Raw genomic sequence first — 15,880 nt, 5'->3', positions numbered from 1 at the left:
CCGGCCTCAGGTGGAGGAGACCGGCACCTCGTCGGCGATCCAGGCCGCCTGGGCGCGGTCGCGGTCGGCCTCCGGCGCCCCGCCCCGGCTCTGGGCGAGGGCGACGAGGTCCGGCGCGCGGGCAGTGTCGTCCACCGTGAGGAACAGGCGCCGCGCCTGGGAGAGCCGGCCGAGCCCGGCGCTGCTCGTCAGCACGCTCTGGGCCGGGCTCGAGAGCAGGCCGAGCGCCACCGGCGCCATCCAGAGGGCGAGCCAGGGATCGCCCGCCCAGGCGAGGCCGCCGGCCAGGAGGGCACCCGCCACGAGGGTGTCGACCTGGAGCCGGCAGGCCTCCGCCCAGGGCACCCGGCGGTCGTCGCGCACCTGCGCGTCCCAGCGCACCACGCGACCCACGAAGGTGGTGGCGACGGCGCCCGCCGCGAACAGCGTCATCACCGGCCAGAGCAGGACCCAGACGACCTGCTCCAGGGCGGCGCTCTTCAGGAGCGAGGCGGTGCCGCCGAAGGCCGCCCGCCGCTCGCGCGCGGCGAGGACGTGGCCGAGGCTGAGGAGCTTCGGAGCGGCCAGGACGCTCACCACGAGGGCGGCCAACGCGTGGGCGGCCGCGCCGGTGCCGGTGAGCCCGTAGCCGAGCAGGCCGAGATCACCCGAGCGCGCCGCCTGGAGCGTACCGAGGGCGAGGAACAGCACCCAGAGCGGGCAGGCCATGTAGGACAGGATGCCGACGGCGAGGTGCCAGCGGCTGGCGGGGCGCAGGCCCGGCATGGCGGTCACCCGCAGGTGCTGCATGTTGCCCTGGCACCAGCGGCGCTCGCGCCCGAGGAGGTCGACGAGGTTCGTCGGCATCTCCTCCCAGGTGCCGCCCATCTCCGGCAGCAGGCGGACCTCCCAGCCGGCCCGGCGCAGGAGCGCGCCCTCGACGATGTCGTGGCACAGGATCTCGCCGCCCAGGGGAGCCTTGCCGGGCAGCACGGGCAGTTCGGCGTTGTCGGCGAAGGCCGCGACGCGCACGATCGCGTTGTGGCCCCAATAGCTCCCGTCCGTCCCCTGCCAGGTCTCCAGGCAGCGGATCGCCAGCGGCGCGTAGAGCCGCACGGCGAATTGCTGGATGCGGGCGAACAGGGTGTCGCGCCCGGTGGCGTAGGACACGGTCTGGATCAGGCCGACGCGCGGGCTCTCCTCCATCAGCCGGGCGAGGCGGCGCATGGCTGGGCCGGTCATCAGGCTGTCGGCGTCGAGCACGATCATGAAGTCGTAGTCGGGCCCGTAGGTCCGGCAGAACTCGGCGATGTTGCCGGCCTTGCGGCCCGCATTGTCCCGGCGCCGGCGGTAGCGGAAGCGCGGCAGGCCGGGGCCGTTCTGGCGGGCCCAGGCCTCGATGCGCGCGAATTCGTGCTCCTCCACCGCCGCGATGGCGCCGTCGCGGGTATCGGAGAGGACGAAGATGTCGATGTCGCTGCCGTCGCCCCCGGCTCGCTGCAGCGAGCGGGCCATGACGCGCAGGGCCGCGAACACCGCCACCGCGTCCTCGGCGTGGATCGCCACCACCGCCGCCGTGCGGCTGAGACCCGAGGCCTCCGCCGGCACCGTGAGCGAGCGCCGCTCCAGCGCCGACTTGGCCCGGTCCCCGAAGGCGGTGGCCGCGAGGCCGTAGACGTATTGCCAGGCCACGAAGGCCTGCCAGGTCATGACGAGGGCGAACAGCACCAGCACCAGACCGTCGAGGAGGCCGGACGGCCTCCCGTAGGCGGCGAGCGCCAGGGCGGTGAGGAGTGCGCCCAGGCTCAGCGGGGGCAGGGCGAGCAGCAGCCGGCGCGCCCGGTACGCGCGCGAATCCTCGGCCGGGATCTGCCCTGGAGCCGGGATTTCCTTCGCAGCCGGCGTTTCCTTCGCAGCCGGGATGTCGTCCGCCGGGGCGACGTGCGACAATCTTGGGGACGCAGGTCTCTGAGGCACGAGTCTCTGGGACATGGGCGCGGCGAACTCGAAGGAGGAGGGACACCGTGATCCATCACCGGGGCCGGCCGGCGAAAGGAACCAGATGGGCGACGGTGAGGGCGTGGACGAATCCGGGCGGACCGAATTCCCCTCGCGGCGGCAGGCCCTGCGGACCACGCTCAGCGTGGCCGCCGGGATGGTCCTCCCTAGTGCCCGCGATCTGAATATGGGCCGAACGCGGGCCGAGGCTGCGATGCCCATAACATTCGAGGGCGTGAAGGCGAAGGCGCGGGCGCTGGCCGCCGCGCCCCACCGTCCGCAGGCGGACGATCTGCCCCCGGCGCTCGCCGCCCTGTCCTACGACGGCTACCGGGCCATCACCTTCCGGGCAGAGGCGAGCCCGCGCCTCGGGCGCTACTTCTCGGCCCAGCTGTTCCATCGCGGCTTCCTCCAGCGCAAGCGCGTGGACCTCTTCCTGCAGCCGCGCCAGGGCCCGGCCCGGCCGATCGCCTACGCGCCGGACCTGTTCGATCTCGGGCCCGAGCTGAAGGGCCGGCGCTTTTCCCCGGATCTCGGCTTCGCCGGCTTCCGGCTGCACTTCGCCTTCGAGGCCGGCGCTCCGGCGAACCAGGAGGAGGTCCTGGTCTTCCTCGGCGCCTCGTATTTCCGGCTGCGGGGGTTCGGCCAGGAATACGGCCTCTCGGCGCGCGGCGCCGCGATCCGAACCGGGGGGCCCGGCCCGGAGGAGTTTCCCGACTTCACCGCCTTCTGGATCTGCGAGCCCGAGGCCGATGCCCGGGAGATCGAGATCTGGGCGCTGCTCGATGCGCCGAGTCTGGCGGGGGCCTACCGCTTCCGGGTCGCGCCGGGCGACCCCTCGGTGATGCGGGTGGAGGCGGCCCTGCACCCGCGCGTCGCCCTCGACCGGCTCGGGCTCGCGCCCCTGACCAGCATGTTCCTGCATGGGGCGAACGGGCCGGGGGCGCGGGGCGCCGAACCCTTCGACGACTTCCGGCCCCAGGTGCATGATTCCGACGGGCTCGCGGTGCTGACGCGGGGCGAGCGGCTCTGGCGTCCGCTCACCAACGGCCGGGCGCAGCCGCAGATCTCGGCCTTCGGCGTCGACCCCCTGGAGGGCTTCGGCCTGCTCCAGCGGACGCGCGACTTTCCCGCCTATCTCGACGTGCAGGCCCGGCACGAGGCCCGGCCCGGCCTCTGGGTCGCGCCGGAGGCCGGCTTCGGGCGCGGCGCGGTCCAGCTCTTCGAGATCCCGTCGCGCGAGGAGTACATGGACAACATCGTGGCGGCCTTCGTGGCCGAAGCGCCCGTGCCGGCGGGCGCGGAATGGCCGGTGCGCTACACCCTGACCACGGTGGATGCCGAGCCGGTGGACGTGGTGCCCGGCGCGCCCGCCCGCGTGGTCTCCACCCGCGTCGGCTCGGCCGAGCGCCTGCGCCCGACCACGCCGCCGAGCCCGGGGCGGCGGCTCTACGTCGTGGATTTCGAGGGGCCGGCCCTGCCCACGGACCGGAGCGCGACGCTGACCGCCGACGTCTCGGCGAGCGCCGGCACCCTGGTCGACCCGGTGGTGGAGTTCGTGCCCCAGACCGGCGGCTGGCGGCTCTACGTGGAGTGGCGCCCGCCCACGCCCCTGCCGGGCGGCGACGTCATCCTGCGCGCCCGCCTGATCCGGGAGGGCAAGGCCGTGACCGAAACCTGGGACATGGCCGTCTGAAAGCCGGCCGGAGACCGGTTTGACCACCCGCCGCGCCGCCCTGTAGACACCCCGCCCCACCGGGAGACATCGCTATGGCCGCCATCAACACGACGCTCGCCGCCGAACTCGGCGTGGCGGACTGGCAGGTGAAGGCCGCCGTCGACCTCCTCGACGGGGGCGCCACGGTGCCGTTCATCGCGCGCTACCGCAAGGAGGTCACCGGCACCCTGGACGACGCGCAGCTGCGCACCCTGGAGGAGCGCCTCGCCTATCTGCGCGACCTCGAGGCGCGCCGGGCGGCGGTGCTGGAATCGATCGCGGCGCAGGGCAAGCTCGACGCGGGTCTCAAAGGCCGCATCCTCGCCGCCGACACCAAGGCGCGGCTGGAGGACCTCTACCTGCCCTTCAAGGTCAAGCGCCGGACCAAGGCGCAGGTCGCCCGCGAGGCCGGGCTGGAGCCCCTGGCCGAGGCCCTGCTCGCCCGGCCCGACCAGCGCCCGGACGCGTCGGCGGGAGCCTACGTGGATGCGGCCAAGGGCGTCGCCGACGCCGAGGCGGCCCTGGAGGGGGCGCGCGCCATCCTGGTCGAGCGCTTCAGCGAGGACCCGGAACTCGTCGGATCGCTCCGCGAGACCGGCTGGCAGCGCGGCCGGATGGTCGCCACCGTGAAGGCCGGCAAGGCGGCGTCGGGTGAGAAGTTCTCGGATTACTTCGACTTCGCCGAACCCCTGGTGAAGCTCCCCTCGCACCGCATCCTCGCCCTGTTCCGGGGTGAGAAGGAGGAGGTGCTCGACCTCGCGATCGCCGATGCGATCGGCGACGAGCCGGCCAAGGGCCAGCCCGCCTCGCAGGAACTGCGCATCGCCCGCGCCTTCGGCATCCGCGACCAGGGCCGGCCGGGCGACGCCTTCCTGATGGAGACGGTGCGGCGGACCTGGCGCACCCGCCTGAAGCCCGCCACGGACACGGATCTGCGCGCCCGGCTCTGGGCGGTGGCGGAGGCCGGCGCCGTCACGGTGTTCGCCGGCAACCTGCGCGACCTGCTGCTCGCCGCCCCCGCCGGGGCGCGACCGACCCTCGGCCTCGATCCGGGCTTTCGCACCGGCGTGAAGGTCGCGGTGGTCGACGCCACCGGCAAGGTGGTCGCCACCGACACGATCTACCCGCACGAGCCCCGCCGCGACTGGAACGGCGCCCTGATCGCGCTGGCCAGGCTCTGCCGGGCGCACGGGGTCGAACTCGTCGCCATCGGCAACGGCACCGCCTCGCGCGAGACCGACAAGCTCGCCGCAGACCTCATCGCGGGGCAGCCGGAACTGAAGCTCACCAAGGTCATGGTCTCGGAGGCCGGCGCCTCGGTCTACTCGGCCTCGGCCTATGCCAGCGCGGAACTGCCGGACCTCGACGTCTCGATCCGCGGCGCCGTCTCCATCGCCCGGCGCCTGCAGGACCCGCTCGCCGAACTCGTGAAGATCGAGCCCAAGGCCATCGGCGTCGGGCAGTACCAGCACGATCTGGCCGAGGGAAAGCTCTCGCGCTCCCTCGACGCGGTGGTGGAGGATTGCGTGAACGGCGTCGGCGTCGATGTGAACACCGCCTCCGCCCCGCTGTTGACCCGCGTCTCGGGCCTGACCGCGCGGGTGGCCGGCAACATCGTGGTCCACCGCGACGCCCACGGCCCGTTCCGCAGCCGCGCCAGCCTGAAGAAGGTGGCGGGGCTCGGGCCCAAGGCCTACGAACTCGCCGCCGGCTTCCTGCGCATTCGCGACGGCGCCGACCCCCTCGACGCCTCGGGCGTGCACCCGGAAGCCTACCCGGTGGTGCGCCGCATCCTCACCGCCACGGGCCAGCCCCTCCCGGCGCTGATCGGCAACACGGGCGCCCTGCGGGCCCTCGACCCCCGAAAGTTCACCGACGACACCTTCGGCCTGCCCACCGTCACCGACATCCTCGCCGAGCTTGAGAAGCCCGGCCGCGACCCGCGTCCCGCCTTCAGGACGGCGACCTTCCAAGAGGGCGTCGAGAAGATCACAGACCTGAAGCCCGGCATGCGCCTGGAGGGCGTCGTCACCAACGTCGCGGCCTTCGGCGCCTTCGTCGACATCGGCGTGCACCAGGACGGTCTGGTCCACATCTCGATGCTGGCCGACCGCTTCGTGAAGGACCCGCGCGACGTGGTGAAGCCGGGGGACGTGGTGCAGGTGCGGGTGGTGGAGGTCGATGCGGGGCGCAAGCGCATCGCGCTGAGTATGAAGTCGGGGGAGGGGAGTGCGAGAGAGGAGGGGCGGAGCGCCGCGCCCGCGCGCATGTCCGCCCCGGCCCCGAGGCCGAGCGCGCCGCCAAGTTCCGATGGCGTCCTGGCGGATGCGCTGCGCCGCGCGGCGCAGGCGAAGGGAACCCCCCGCCGCTGAGACGAGGACGCGCGCCTCGGCCTCGGACGCGACGGTTTTCTTTCGGCACCCCGGGAAAATTGGAGACATCGGTGCCGTGGCGGACATTCCCGCTGCGGGCGCGCTCTGCTATCACGCAGCGCGGATGGACGGACGATAGAATTCGAATGATGAGCCGACCCTCTATCGGTGATCATTCACCATACAACCGGGCCTGTTATGATCTTCATGTATTGGACCAGCCCAGAGATAGCGCAGCCTCCCGCCGGCCCGGCCTGGAAGGACTTCTATCCTGAATTCAGGGTTTTCTCCGACGATGATGTCATTCCGCTCATCCCGGAGAGCTTCGTTCCTGTCTACAAGTCCATCCGACTGCCGTCGGCAAAATCGGACATCGCGCGATTCTTCCTGCTCCGCGAATACGGGGGCCTGTATGTCGACGCGCATGTGGGGCCGACCTCTCCGTGGCATTTGCTGGAGACGCTCGACAAGCTCTCGGTCTACAATGTGATTGTCTTCGGCAAGGGCTGGGCCATGCCGACGGAAGCCGATTTCGACCTGATGAACGGTGTCGTGGCAGCCCGGAAAGGGGCGCCCGAACTGGATACCGTGATCGACCTGATGATCCATAACATTCTGGATCAGAAATCGAAGGAGGACGCGACGAAAGACTATGTGCCCTATAGTCTGTTCGGGCTGACGGGAACGTACGTTCTCGTGCAGTCGTACTTCGATCAGGTTCCGCCCCGGCCCCAGATCAAGGCGCATCTGAAGGACAAGGTGTTCGCCCATTTCATGAAGGACAACAAGCGGTCCGGCTTCGAGATCGCGTCCCATTACACCTACCGGAAGCCCAATGGTCATTGGAGCGAGCGGCAGCAACACGAACGCTTCTTCGTGGATGAAGGCTGATACCGTTTCCGGATGGATCGTTCAGGATATGGGCCGGGCCCACTCGTCCAGAAGGCAGGACACACGACTATAGCGCTGCGCTGCTCGAAAAAACGATGTCAGCACCTCGTCATCCTGGGTCCGCGCAGCGGAGCCCAGGATCCAGACACGCAGAGGGTGCCGGATTTCACGCTGTCAGCGGTTCTGGCTTCCGGGCTCGCCTGCGGCGACCCGGAATGACCGGGTGAAGCCACGGACGATCGCCTTGGCTTTCGGGGGATAGCGCTCGATGCCGCCTCGACCGGTGCGGACGACTGCCGCCCATTGGCACGGACCTCGCCGTGATCGGAAGGCGCAATCGGATCGCAGGGGTCAGGATTTCTGACCCTCGCGAAATATACGGTGCAGCCTGGGCCCGACCCTCCGGACGTCGCCGCCGCGCCCTAATGAAAAAACGGCAGCACGTGCGGCGCGTACAACCCGAAGCCCAGCATCACCAGTCCGGCCACGCCGATCAACCCGCCCCCGACCACCAGGGCGAAGATGCCGGTGATCACTTCCGCCGAGGCGAGCACGATGCCGATCTGGAAGGCGGCCGAGCCGAACTCATAGTGGTGGTAGCGGTGGAGGGCGAGGTCGCGCACCTCCTGCGAGTGGCGCGCCTTCTCCTGGAGTTCCTTGCGCCCCTCGCCGGTGGCGGGCTCGCTGTCCCAGCGGGCCATGGTCTTGGCCCACTCGGCGCGCTTGGCCTTGATCGCGTCCGAATTGGCCGCGTCCGGCGGCAACAGGGCGAGGGTCTCGTCGGCGGTCTTCAGGATGGTGCCCCGGATGGTGCGGGCCTGGAAGTAGGCCCACTGGTTCGAGGCCTCCACGTTGGCCCCGAGCGCATCCGTCTGCGCGCCCTTGGCCAGGGTCTCGGCCAGCGCCAGGAACAGCGCCAGCACCGAGATCAGCAGCGCCACGCGCTTGTTCGAACTCGCCCCCGCCCCGTGACCACCCGACATGTTGCCCCCTTCGATTCGACGGCGGCAGTCACACCCGATCGCGCGGGCGAGCGCAAGGTGATTCCCGTGTCGGTTCGGGAACACCTGATCAGTTCGGGAAGACGTGATCAGTTCGGGAAGACGTGGCCGCCGATGATCCGCAGGCCCACGGGGCTTCCGGCCGCGAAGCGGTTGGTGTCGGCGGCCTCCACCACCACGGTCTTGCCCTCGGGCCGATCGACCTCGATGCGCTGGCGCCCCTGCGTCCGGTAGGACGAGCGCACGACGCCCTCGAGATGCGCCCCATCGCCCTCGGCGAACTGGAGCTGCCAGGGCCGGGCGTAGAGCTTGATCGGGCCGACGAGCCCCTCGGGGGCCGCCACCGGCGTCAGGCGGCCGTTGACGCGCACCTCGCCCCCTTGCGCGATCGCCTCGACCTCGATGGTGTCGCCGAGGAACTTGAGCACCGTGGCGGAGACCGGGGCCTCCTGCACCTCGTCCGGCGTGCCGACCTGTTCGAGGCGGCCCTTGGCGAGCACCGCGACCCGGTCGGAGAGCTCCAGGGCCTCGTCCTGGTCGTGGGTGACGAAGATCGTGGTCTGGCCGGTGCGGTCGTGGATCTCGCGCAGCCAGCGGCGCAGGTCTTTTCGGACTTGCGCGTCCAGTGCCCCGAACGGCTCGTCGAGCAGCAGGACGCGGGGCTCGACGGCCAGCGCGCGGGCGAGCGCGATGCGCTGGCGCTGGCCGCCGGAGAGCTGGGACGGGTAGCGGTCGGCGAACCCTGAGAGCTTGATCAGGTCGAGGAGGTCGCCGACCCGGCGCTTGATCTCGGCCTTGGCCGGACGGTCGGCGCGCTTCCGGGCGTTGAGCCCGTAGGCGATGTTCTCGGCCACGCTCATGTGCTTGAACAGGGCGTAGTGCTGGAACACGAAGCCCACGGCGCGCTGCTGCACGGGCAGCTTCGTCGCGTCCTGGGCGCCGAACACGATGCGGCCGTCGTCGGGGAAGTCGAGGCCCGCGATGATGCGCAGCAGCGTGGTCTTGCCCGAGCCCGAGGGGCCGAGCAGCGCCAGCAACTCGCCCGCCCGCACGTCCAGCGAGAGATCGTGCAGCACCGCCGCCGTGTCGAAGGTCTTCGACAGGTTCTCGACGCGGATGGCGGTGGAGCCGCCCGTCCGCTCAGTGGCCCCGGGCACCCGCTGCGATCTCGTCGGCGTAGCGCCATTCGAGGAGGGATTTGACGAGGAGGGTGACGAGGGCGAGGCCGGCCAGGAGGGAGGCGACGGCGAAAGCGGCAACGAAGTTGTACTCATTGTAGAGGATCTCCACGTGGAGCGGGAGGGTGTTGGTGAGGCCGCGGATGTGGCCGGAGACCACCGAGACCGCGCCGAACTCGCCCATCGCGCGGGCATTGCAGAGGAGGACGCTGTAGAGCAGGCCCCAGCGGATGTTGGGCAGCGTCACCGTCCGGAAGGCGTGCCAGCCCGACGCCCCGAGCGTCAGCGCCGCCTCCTCCTCCGCCGTGCCCTGCTCCTGCATCAGCGGGATGAGCTGGCGGGCCACGAACGGGAAGGTGACGAAGATGGTCGCCAGCACGATGCCCGGCACCGCGAAGATGACCTGGACGTCGTGCTCCAGGAGCCAGGGGCCGACGAGCCCCTGCGCCCCGAAGACCAGCACGTAGATCAGCCCCGAGACCACGGGCGAGACCGAGAACGGCAGGTCGATCAGCGTGACGAGCAGGTTCTTGCCCCAGAACTCGAACTTGGCCACCGCCCAGGAGGCCATGATGCCGAAGACGAGGTTGAAGGGCACCGCGATGGCGGCGGTGAGCAGGGTCAGCCGGATCGCCGCGTGCGCGTCGGCCTCGGTGAAGGCGGCCAGGTACGCGCCGATCCCCTTGGCGAAGGCCTGGGCGAACACGGTGAGCAGCGGCAGCACCAGGAAGAGGGCGAGGAACAGAATCGCGACCGCGATCAGACCACGCCGGATCCAGCGCCCCTCGGTGACGACGCTGGCCGGGCGTGCCTCGGCCAGGGTGACGGGTGCGAAGGTCTCAGACATAGCCGAATCTCCGCCGGCTCCAGGCCTGGATCAGGTTGATGGCCAGGAGCGTGAGGAACGAGATGCCGAGCATGATCGTGGCGATGGCGCAGGCGCCGCCGTAATCGTACTCGGACAGCTTGATGACGATGAGGAGCGGCGCGATCTCGGAGACGTAGGGCAGGTTTCCGGCGATGAAGATGATCGAGCCGTACTCGCCGACCCCGCGCGCGAAGGCGAGGGCGAAGCCCGTGAGCACCGCCGGGATCAGCGGCGGCAGCACCACCCGCACGAGGGTGTGGACGCGGCCCGCCCCGAGGGTGGCGGACGCCTCCTCGATCTCCTTGTCGATCTCGGCGATGAGCGGCTGCACGGTGCGCACGGCGAAGGGCAGGCCGATGAACACCATGGCGATGTAGATGCCCACCGGCGTGTAGGCCGCCTCGATCCCGACCCGCGCGAGCTGCGCGCCCACGAGGCCGTTGGGGGCGTAGAGGGCGGCCAGCGCGATGCCGGCCACCGCCGTGGGCAGCGCGAAGGGCAGGTCCACCACCGCGTCGACGATCTTGCGGCCGGGGAAGCGATAGCGGGTCAGCACCCAGGCGATGAGGAAGCCGAACACCGAGGCGGTGAGCGCGGCCACCAGCGAGACGCCGAAGCTGACCCGCAGGGCGCTGGCCACGCGCGGATCGGTGGCGACCTCCCAGATCCCCGAGAGCCCGAGCCCGGAGGCGCGGGTGACGAGGGCCGCGAGCGGCAGCAGCACGATCAGGCCGAGGCAGGTCAGGGTGTAGCCGAAGGCGAGCCCGAAGCCGGGAATCACGCTGGGGCGAAGGAAGCGCCGCTTTGCCCGGGTGGGCGGGTTGGCGCGCGTGGGCGGGGCCATGGTGATGTCCTGCTCAAGTCTCGACCCCCACCCGCATACGGGGGAGGGGACCGGAGGTTTCCCGTCAGCGCCCAGCCTTGCTCAACTGGTCGAACAGGCCCCCGTTGTCGAAATTCTTCTTCTGGATCGCGTCCCAGTCGCCCTGCAGGTCCTCGATCTTGAACAGCTTCAGCTCGGGCAGCTGCGCCAGATCCTCGGGCTTGGCGGCCGCGCGGTTGAGCGGGCGGTAATGGTGCTTGGCGAAGATCGCCTGGGCCCGGTCCGAGTAGAGGAACTGAAGATAAGCCTCGGCTTGGCGGCGGGTTCCCTTCTTGTCGACGTTGGTGTCGACCAGGGCGACCGGCGGCTCGGCGTAGATCGAGGTCGGCGGCACCACCACGTCGAACTTGTCGCGGCCGAACTCCTCGAACACCAGGTAGGCCTCGTTCTCCCAGGTCGGCAGCACGTCGCCGAGCCCGCGTTGCGCGAACGTCACCGTGGAGCCGCGCGCCCCGGTGTCGAGCACGGGCACGTTCTTGTAGACCTCGCCCACGAAGGCATTGGCCCTGTCGGCGTCCTTGCCGTCCCGCTCGTAGGCGTAGCCCCAGGCCGCGAGGAAGTTCCAGCGGCCGCCGGCGGAGGTCTTCGGGTTCGGGGTGATGACCTTGATGTCGGGCTTCACGAGGTCGCCCCAGTCCTTCACGCCCTTCGGGTTGCCCTTGCGCACGAGGAACACCACGGTCGAGGTGTAGGGCAGGCCCTGGTTCGGCAGCCTGGTGCGCCAGTCGGCCGGGATCTTCTTCGAGAGGCGGCTGATCGCGTCGATGTCGGAGGGGATGCCGAGGGTCACCACGTCGGCCGGAATGCCGTCGATCACGGTGCGGGCCTGCGAGCCCGAGCCGCCATGCGCCGCGCGCACCGTGATGGCCTCGCCGGTCTTGGCCTTCCACTCCTCGCTGAAGGCCGCGTTGATCTCGCGGTAGAGCTCGCGGGTCGGATCGTAGGAGACGTTGAGGAGTTCGGTCTGGGCGCAGGCCAGGGACGGCGCGAAGACGGCCGCGGCGAGACCGGCGCCGAGCAGCACCGCATGGCGGCGTGTGCGGAAGCGTCCGGTGGTCCGGGAAGAGGTCTCGCTCACATGCGTCTCCGAAAGCTGATGGCGCGTATCCGCCGATGGAGCACCGGCTGATAGGGACGGGTTTCGTTCTTTTTAAAGAACATTGTCAAGCACGAAGCATCGATCGCCTCAAGGCTGAGCCGATACGTTTCTCCTCTTTTTTTCGACGCGACAGGAAGGTTTCGAACCCTCGGAGAAGACCGATCTCCCCTGTGACGCGGAGGGGGAAGAAATAAGTGGTCGCGGGGTGTTCTTAAGAAAGGACGTTTCGGAGATTTTTATCCAGCCCGTCGACGATCGCCCGGCGATCGGTCCGGTCGCTACGAGGCCCGATCAGGGGAAAAGTCCCGGCCGAGTCGCCAGCCGGGCCGTGACTGGGGCGTTGCCCGGGCGCTGGTGGCGGGGATGGGCCGCGTCGGCCCTATCGAAGGCGGACCCCGGTCAGACGTGAGGGAGGTTTGCGATCCGCGTGGATGCGCGCGCGGGCGGCGTCGTGCCCGTCAGGGATCGCGCCGCCGGGTCGTGGGATGGGTTGCGCATGGGGATCGGCCCGCGCGGGCGAAAAGGCTCCGGCGTGAACCGGGCCCGATCGTATCAGTCCGCCGCGACGGCGATGAGCGAGAACAGGGACGCCAGCAGGATGTTGCCGGCGACGACGAGAACGAGGACGGTCATGGGATGGCTTTGCGTGGGAGCGCGGCGGAATGCGCGCTCGTCTCTGGCGCCCTCCTAGCGCGTCCGGCCTGAACCGTCCGTGAAAACGGACCCGGTCCGCGACGAACATTCGACAGCGCGGTAAACGCATCACACGGACCCGCTGGCCTCAGGCCTTTGCCGGCGCCGACGTCCGCGCAAGTGGAGTTCCTGAAGTTGCTGGCGGTGCGCCCGCGAGACGGACTTTGCTGAGAACCTATCCGGCAAGGTTTGCTGAGCGGTGATGAAGTTCGCGGGCGAAGTGGATCGGGGCTTGGTCGTTCCAGGGCTTTTGGACCATCGGATCAGGATGGTGCGGAAGCGATTGCGCCGAGCGTGAACGCGCTCGACGACTCGTAAACCCTGGGATCAAACCTCTAGCGATCCGCGATCAGCTCCCGGATGCGCCCGGCGAGCGCCTCCATCACGAAGGGCTTGGTCAGCACCTGCATCCCGGGTTCGAGGTAGCCGTTGCCGAGCACGGCGTTCTCCGCGTAGCCGGTGATGAACAGCACCTTCAGGCCGGGGCGGGCCACGCGGCCGGCATCGGCCATCTGGCGCCCGTTCATGCCGCCGGGCAGGCCCACATCGGTGACGAGCAGGTCGAGGCGCACGTCCGATTCCAGCACCTTGAGGCCGCCCGCCCCGTCCGCCGCTTCGATGGCGGTGTAGCCGAGATCCTCCAGCACCTCCGTCACCAGCATGCGCACGGTCGGCTCGTCGTCGACGATGAGCACGGTCTGGCCTTGCTCGGCGCGCGGCGCGTGCGCGAGGTCCGCCTGCGCGTCCCGCTCCTCAGCGGGGCCGTAATGGCGCGGCAGGTAGAGGCACACGGTGGTGCCCTGGCCGACCTCGGAGTAGATCCGCACCTGCCCGCCCGACTGGCGGGCGAAGCCGTAGATCATCGAGAGGCCGAGGCCGGTGCCCTCGCCGATGGGCTTCGTGGTGAAGAACGGATCGAAGGCGCGGGCGATCACCTCGGGCGCCATGCCGGTGCCGGTGTCGGTGACGCAGAGCGACAGGAACTGGCCCGGCTCCAGGTCGCGCTCGCGGGCCGCGCGGGTATCGAGCCACTTGTTGGCGGTCTCGATGGTGATGCGCCCGCCCTCCGGCATCGCGTCGCGCGCGTTGATGCAGAGGTTCAGGAGCGCGTTCTCGAGCTGGTTCGGATCGACCAGGGCGGGCCAGAGCCCGGCCGCGCCCACCACCTCGATGGTGATCGCGGGGCCGACCGTGCGCCGCACCAGCTCCTCCATGCCGGCGACGAGGCCGTTCACGTTGGTGGGCTTCGGGTCGAGGGTCTGGCGGCGCGAGAAGGCGAGCAGGCGGTGCGTGAGCGCGGCGGCGCGCTTGGCCGCCCCCTGCGCCGCGTTGATGTAGCGGTCGAGGTCGGTCAGGCGCCCCTGCGCCATCCGGGTCTGGAGCAGTTCGAGGCTGCCCGAGATGCCCGTGAGCAGGTTGTTGAAGTCGTGCGCCAGCCCGCCGGTGAGCTGGCCCACCGCCTCCATCTTCTGGGCCTGGCGCAGGGCGTCCTCGGTGCGGCGCTGCTCGGTGATGTCGCGCCCGATGATGGTGAAGATCTCGCCGTCGGGGGCCGCCGTCCACATCACGATGCGCTGGCCGCCATCCTTGGTGAACACGCGGTCGACGAATCCCGTCACGGTCTCGCCCTGCCCGAGGCGCCGGACCACGTCCGCCGTCTCGGCATGGTCGCCCGGGTCGATCAGCACGGCGAAGGGTCGGCTGAGGAGTTCGTCCTCGTTCCAGCCGAGGGTCCGCGCCCAGGCGGGGTTGATGCTCTTGAGGTAGCCGTCGAGGCCCGCCGTGCCCATCAGGTCGGTGGTGGTCTCCCAGATCCGGTCGCGCTCGCGGGTGCGGCGCTCCACCTGCCGCTCCAGGTTGGCGTTGAGGCGCGCGAGTTCGGCGGCCGCCGCCTTGCGGTCCTGGATGTCCGTGTTGGTGCCGACCCAGCGCAGGATCGTGGCGTCGCCGGCCCGGATCGGCTCGGCCCGGACCAGGAACCAGCGATAGACTCCGTCCGCGCGCCGGATGCGGAACTCGGTCTCGTAGGAATGGCCGGCTTCCAGCGCCGCGCTCCAGGTCCGGGTCACCGCCTCGCGGTCGTCGGGATGGATGAGGGTGGTCCAGGCGCCGCCGTCGAGGTCGCCCGGCGCCGCGCCGCTATAGGCGTAGACCTGGTCGTTGAACCAATCGAGGGCGCCCGCCGCCGAGGCCGCCCAGACGTGGATGGTCACCACCTGCGCGAAGGCATGGAACTGCGCGTCGCTGGCCCGCCGCGCAGCGGTGGCCCGGCTGCGCTCGGTCGCCGCCCGCACGCGCTCGGCGACGTTGCGCATGAAGGCGAGTTCTTCCGGCGACCAGGGCCGCGCCGTGGCGTGGTTGAGGTAGAGCAGCGCCACGAAGCCGCCATGCTCGGTGAGCGGCATGTTGACGAAGGACTGCGCGCTGATCGCCTTCAGGGCCTCGGCGCCGGAGGCGGTGCGCGGGTCCTGCTCGGCATCGACGCAGATCACGGTCTCGCCGCGCTTCAGGTCCTCGATATACGAGCCGTAATCGCGGAAGTGCAGGGTGCCGGCGAGGCTCCTGATGCCGGGCGCGTTCCAGTCGCGCTCGATCAGGATGGTTTCCGACACGGGGTCGATGGTGCCGTAGCCCGCCCGGCTGACGCCGAGGGCGGTGCCCAGGATCTCGGAGGCCGCGTAGGCGATCTCGGCGGTGTCGTCGAGGTCGCGCAGGCGGTCGCCGAGTTCGGCCACGGCGATCCGCCGGGCCTCGGCGGCCCGGCTCTCGTCCATGTCGACGACGAGGACGAAGAAGCCCTCCACGCGTCCGGCCTCGCTCCGGCGCGGGATGTACCGGGTGGTGCAGGCGCGGCGCCGGCCGTCGCGATCGGGCAGGAAGCCGTCGGCGAGGATCGCCTCGCCGGCGAGCGCCCGGTCCATGAAGGGTTGGCGCTCCGCGAACGAATCGGCGCCGAGCACGTCGCGCACGTGGCGGCCGGTCAGGTCCGCGAGGTCGCGCCCGAACCAGCTCTCGTAATGGCGATTGTTGAAGCGGTAGACGTAGGCGCGGTCGACATAGGCCACGAGCACCGGCAGCGCGTCGGTGATGAGGCGCAGATCCATCTCGGGCCGCTCCGCCGGCGTCCCGCGCAGGCGCGCGACCTCGGCCTCCAGCGCGGCGACGCGGTGGCGCAGGGCCTCGGCTTCGACGTCGCTCACG

The 15,880-nt window shown here is 70.4% G+C and carries 10 protein-coding genes; 3 read left to right on the top strand and 7 right to left on the bottom strand.

Annotated elements, in window-relative coordinates; all coding sequences use genetic code 11:
- Positions 1–6: 6 nt before the first annotated feature.
- Entirely contained in the window at positions 7–1,971 is a 1,965-nt protein-coding gene (mdoH, locus tag MKK54_RS08140) for a glucans biosynthesis glucosyltransferase MdoH (protein ID WP_244010280.1), read from the bottom strand.
- A gap of 220 nt (positions 1,972–2,191) precedes the next feature.
- Between mdoH and MKK54_RS08135 the strand changes: the two genes are divergently transcribed.
- The 3 genes from MKK54_RS08135 (at position 2,192) to MKK54_RS08125 (ending at position 6,957) form a co-directional block, all read left to right on the top strand.
- Positions 2,192–3,673: a glucan biosynthesis protein gene (locus MKK54_RS08135; protein ID WP_244010340.1), complete on the top strand. Its 1,482-nt coding sequence runs from the start codon at positions 2,192–2,194 to the stop codon at positions 3,671–3,673.
- A 74-nt stretch (positions 3,674–3,747) separates the two neighbouring features.
- Positions 3,748–6,066 (top strand): Tex family protein, encoded by a 2,319-nt coding sequence (locus MKK54_RS08130; protein ID WP_244010279.1) that lies wholly within the window; start codon positions 3,748–3,750, stop codon positions 6,064–6,066.
- A gap of 207 nt (positions 6,067–6,273) precedes the next feature.
- Positions 6,274–6,957 carry a glycosyltransferase gene (locus MKK54_RS08125; RefSeq protein WP_244010278.1) on the top strand — a complete coding sequence of 228 codons (684 nt, stop codon included), beginning with the start codon at positions 6,274–6,276 and terminating at the stop codon, positions 6,955–6,957.
- Between the two features lie 422 nt (positions 6,958–7,379).
- On the opposite strand, the gene MKK54_RS08120 is transcribed toward MKK54_RS08125, so the two are convergent.
- The 6 genes from MKK54_RS08120 to MKK54_RS08095 form a co-directional block, all read right to left on the bottom strand.
- Positions 7,380–7,940 (bottom strand): DUF4337 domain-containing protein, encoded by a 561-nt coding sequence (locus MKK54_RS08120; protein ID WP_244010277.1) that lies wholly within the window; start codon positions 7,938–7,940, stop codon positions 7,380–7,382.
- A 107-nt stretch (positions 7,941–8,047) separates the two neighbouring features.
- On the bottom strand, positions 8,048–9,034 hold the full coding sequence (locus MKK54_RS08115; RefSeq protein ID WP_409564147.1) for a sulfate/molybdate ABC transporter ATP-binding protein: 987 nt from the start codon (positions 9,032–9,034) through the stop codon (positions 8,048–8,050).
- 64 nt (positions 9,035–9,098) lie between these two features.
- The gene (gene cysW / locus MKK54_RS08110; RefSeq protein ID WP_244010275.1) at positions 9,099–9,983 is read right to left on the bottom strand and encodes a sulfate ABC transporter permease subunit CysW; all 885 of its coding nucleotides are present in this window, start codon (positions 9,981–9,983) and stop codon (positions 9,099–9,101) included.
- A complete protein-coding gene (gene cysT, locus MKK54_RS08105) occupies positions 9,976–10,848 on the bottom strand; it encodes a sulfate ABC transporter permease subunit CysT (RefSeq protein WP_244010274.1) in 873 nt (290 codons plus the stop codon). The genes cysW and cysT overlap by 8 nt, the downstream gene beginning before the upstream one ends.
- 64 nt (positions 10,849–10,912) lie before the next feature.
- On the bottom strand, positions 10,913–11,965 hold the full coding sequence (locus MKK54_RS08100; RefSeq protein ID WP_244010273.1) for a sulfate ABC transporter substrate-binding protein: 1,053 nt from the start codon (positions 11,963–11,965) through the stop codon (positions 10,913–10,915).
- A gap of 1,049 nt (positions 11,966–13,014) precedes the next feature.
- On the bottom strand, positions 13,015–15,879 hold the full coding sequence (locus tag MKK54_RS08095; protein ID WP_244010272.1) for a PAS domain S-box protein: 2,865 nt from the start codon (positions 15,877–15,879) through the stop codon (positions 13,015–13,017).
- Between the last annotated feature and the right edge of the window lies 1 nt (position 15,880).

This window comes from Methylobacterium sp. J-068 (genome assembly GCF_022829445.1).
Classification (GTDB): Bacteria; Pseudomonadota; Alphaproteobacteria; order Rhizobiales; family Beijerinckiaceae; genus Methylobacterium.
Note: the sequence above shows the minus strand (reverse complement) of the source record. Positions and strands in the feature narration are given on the sequence as shown.

What these genes read in the sequence shown, in the direction of transcription:
- cysT (WP_244010274.1), bottom strand. Translation starts at nt 10,848, where the DNA reads ATGGCCCCGCCCACGCGCGCCAACCCGCCCACCCGGGCAAAGCGGCGC.
- MKK54_RS08125 (WP_244010278.1), top strand. Translation starts at nt 6,274, where the DNA reads ATGTATTGGACCAGCCCAGAGATAGCGCAGCCTCCCGCCGGCCCGGCC.
- MKK54_RS08130 (WP_244010279.1), top strand. Translation starts at nt 3,748, where the DNA reads ATGGCCGCCATCAACACGACGCTCGCCGCCGAACTCGGCGTGGCGGAC.
- MKK54_RS08120 (WP_244010277.1), bottom strand. Translation starts at nt 7,940, where the DNA reads ATGTCGGGTGGTCACGGGGCGGGGGCGAGTTCGAACAAGCGCGTGGCG.
- cysW (WP_244010275.1), bottom strand. Translation starts at nt 9,983, where the DNA reads ATGTCTGAGACCTTCGCACCCGTCACCCTGGCCGAGGCACGCCCGGCC.
- MKK54_RS08135 (WP_244010340.1), top strand. Translation starts at nt 2,192, where the DNA reads ATGCCCATAACATTCGAGGGCGTGAAGGCGAAGGCGCGGGCGCTGGCC.
- mdoH (WP_244010280.1), bottom strand. Translation starts at nt 1,971, where the DNA reads ATGTCCCAGAGACTCGTGCCTCAGAGACCTGCGTCCCCAAGATTGTCG.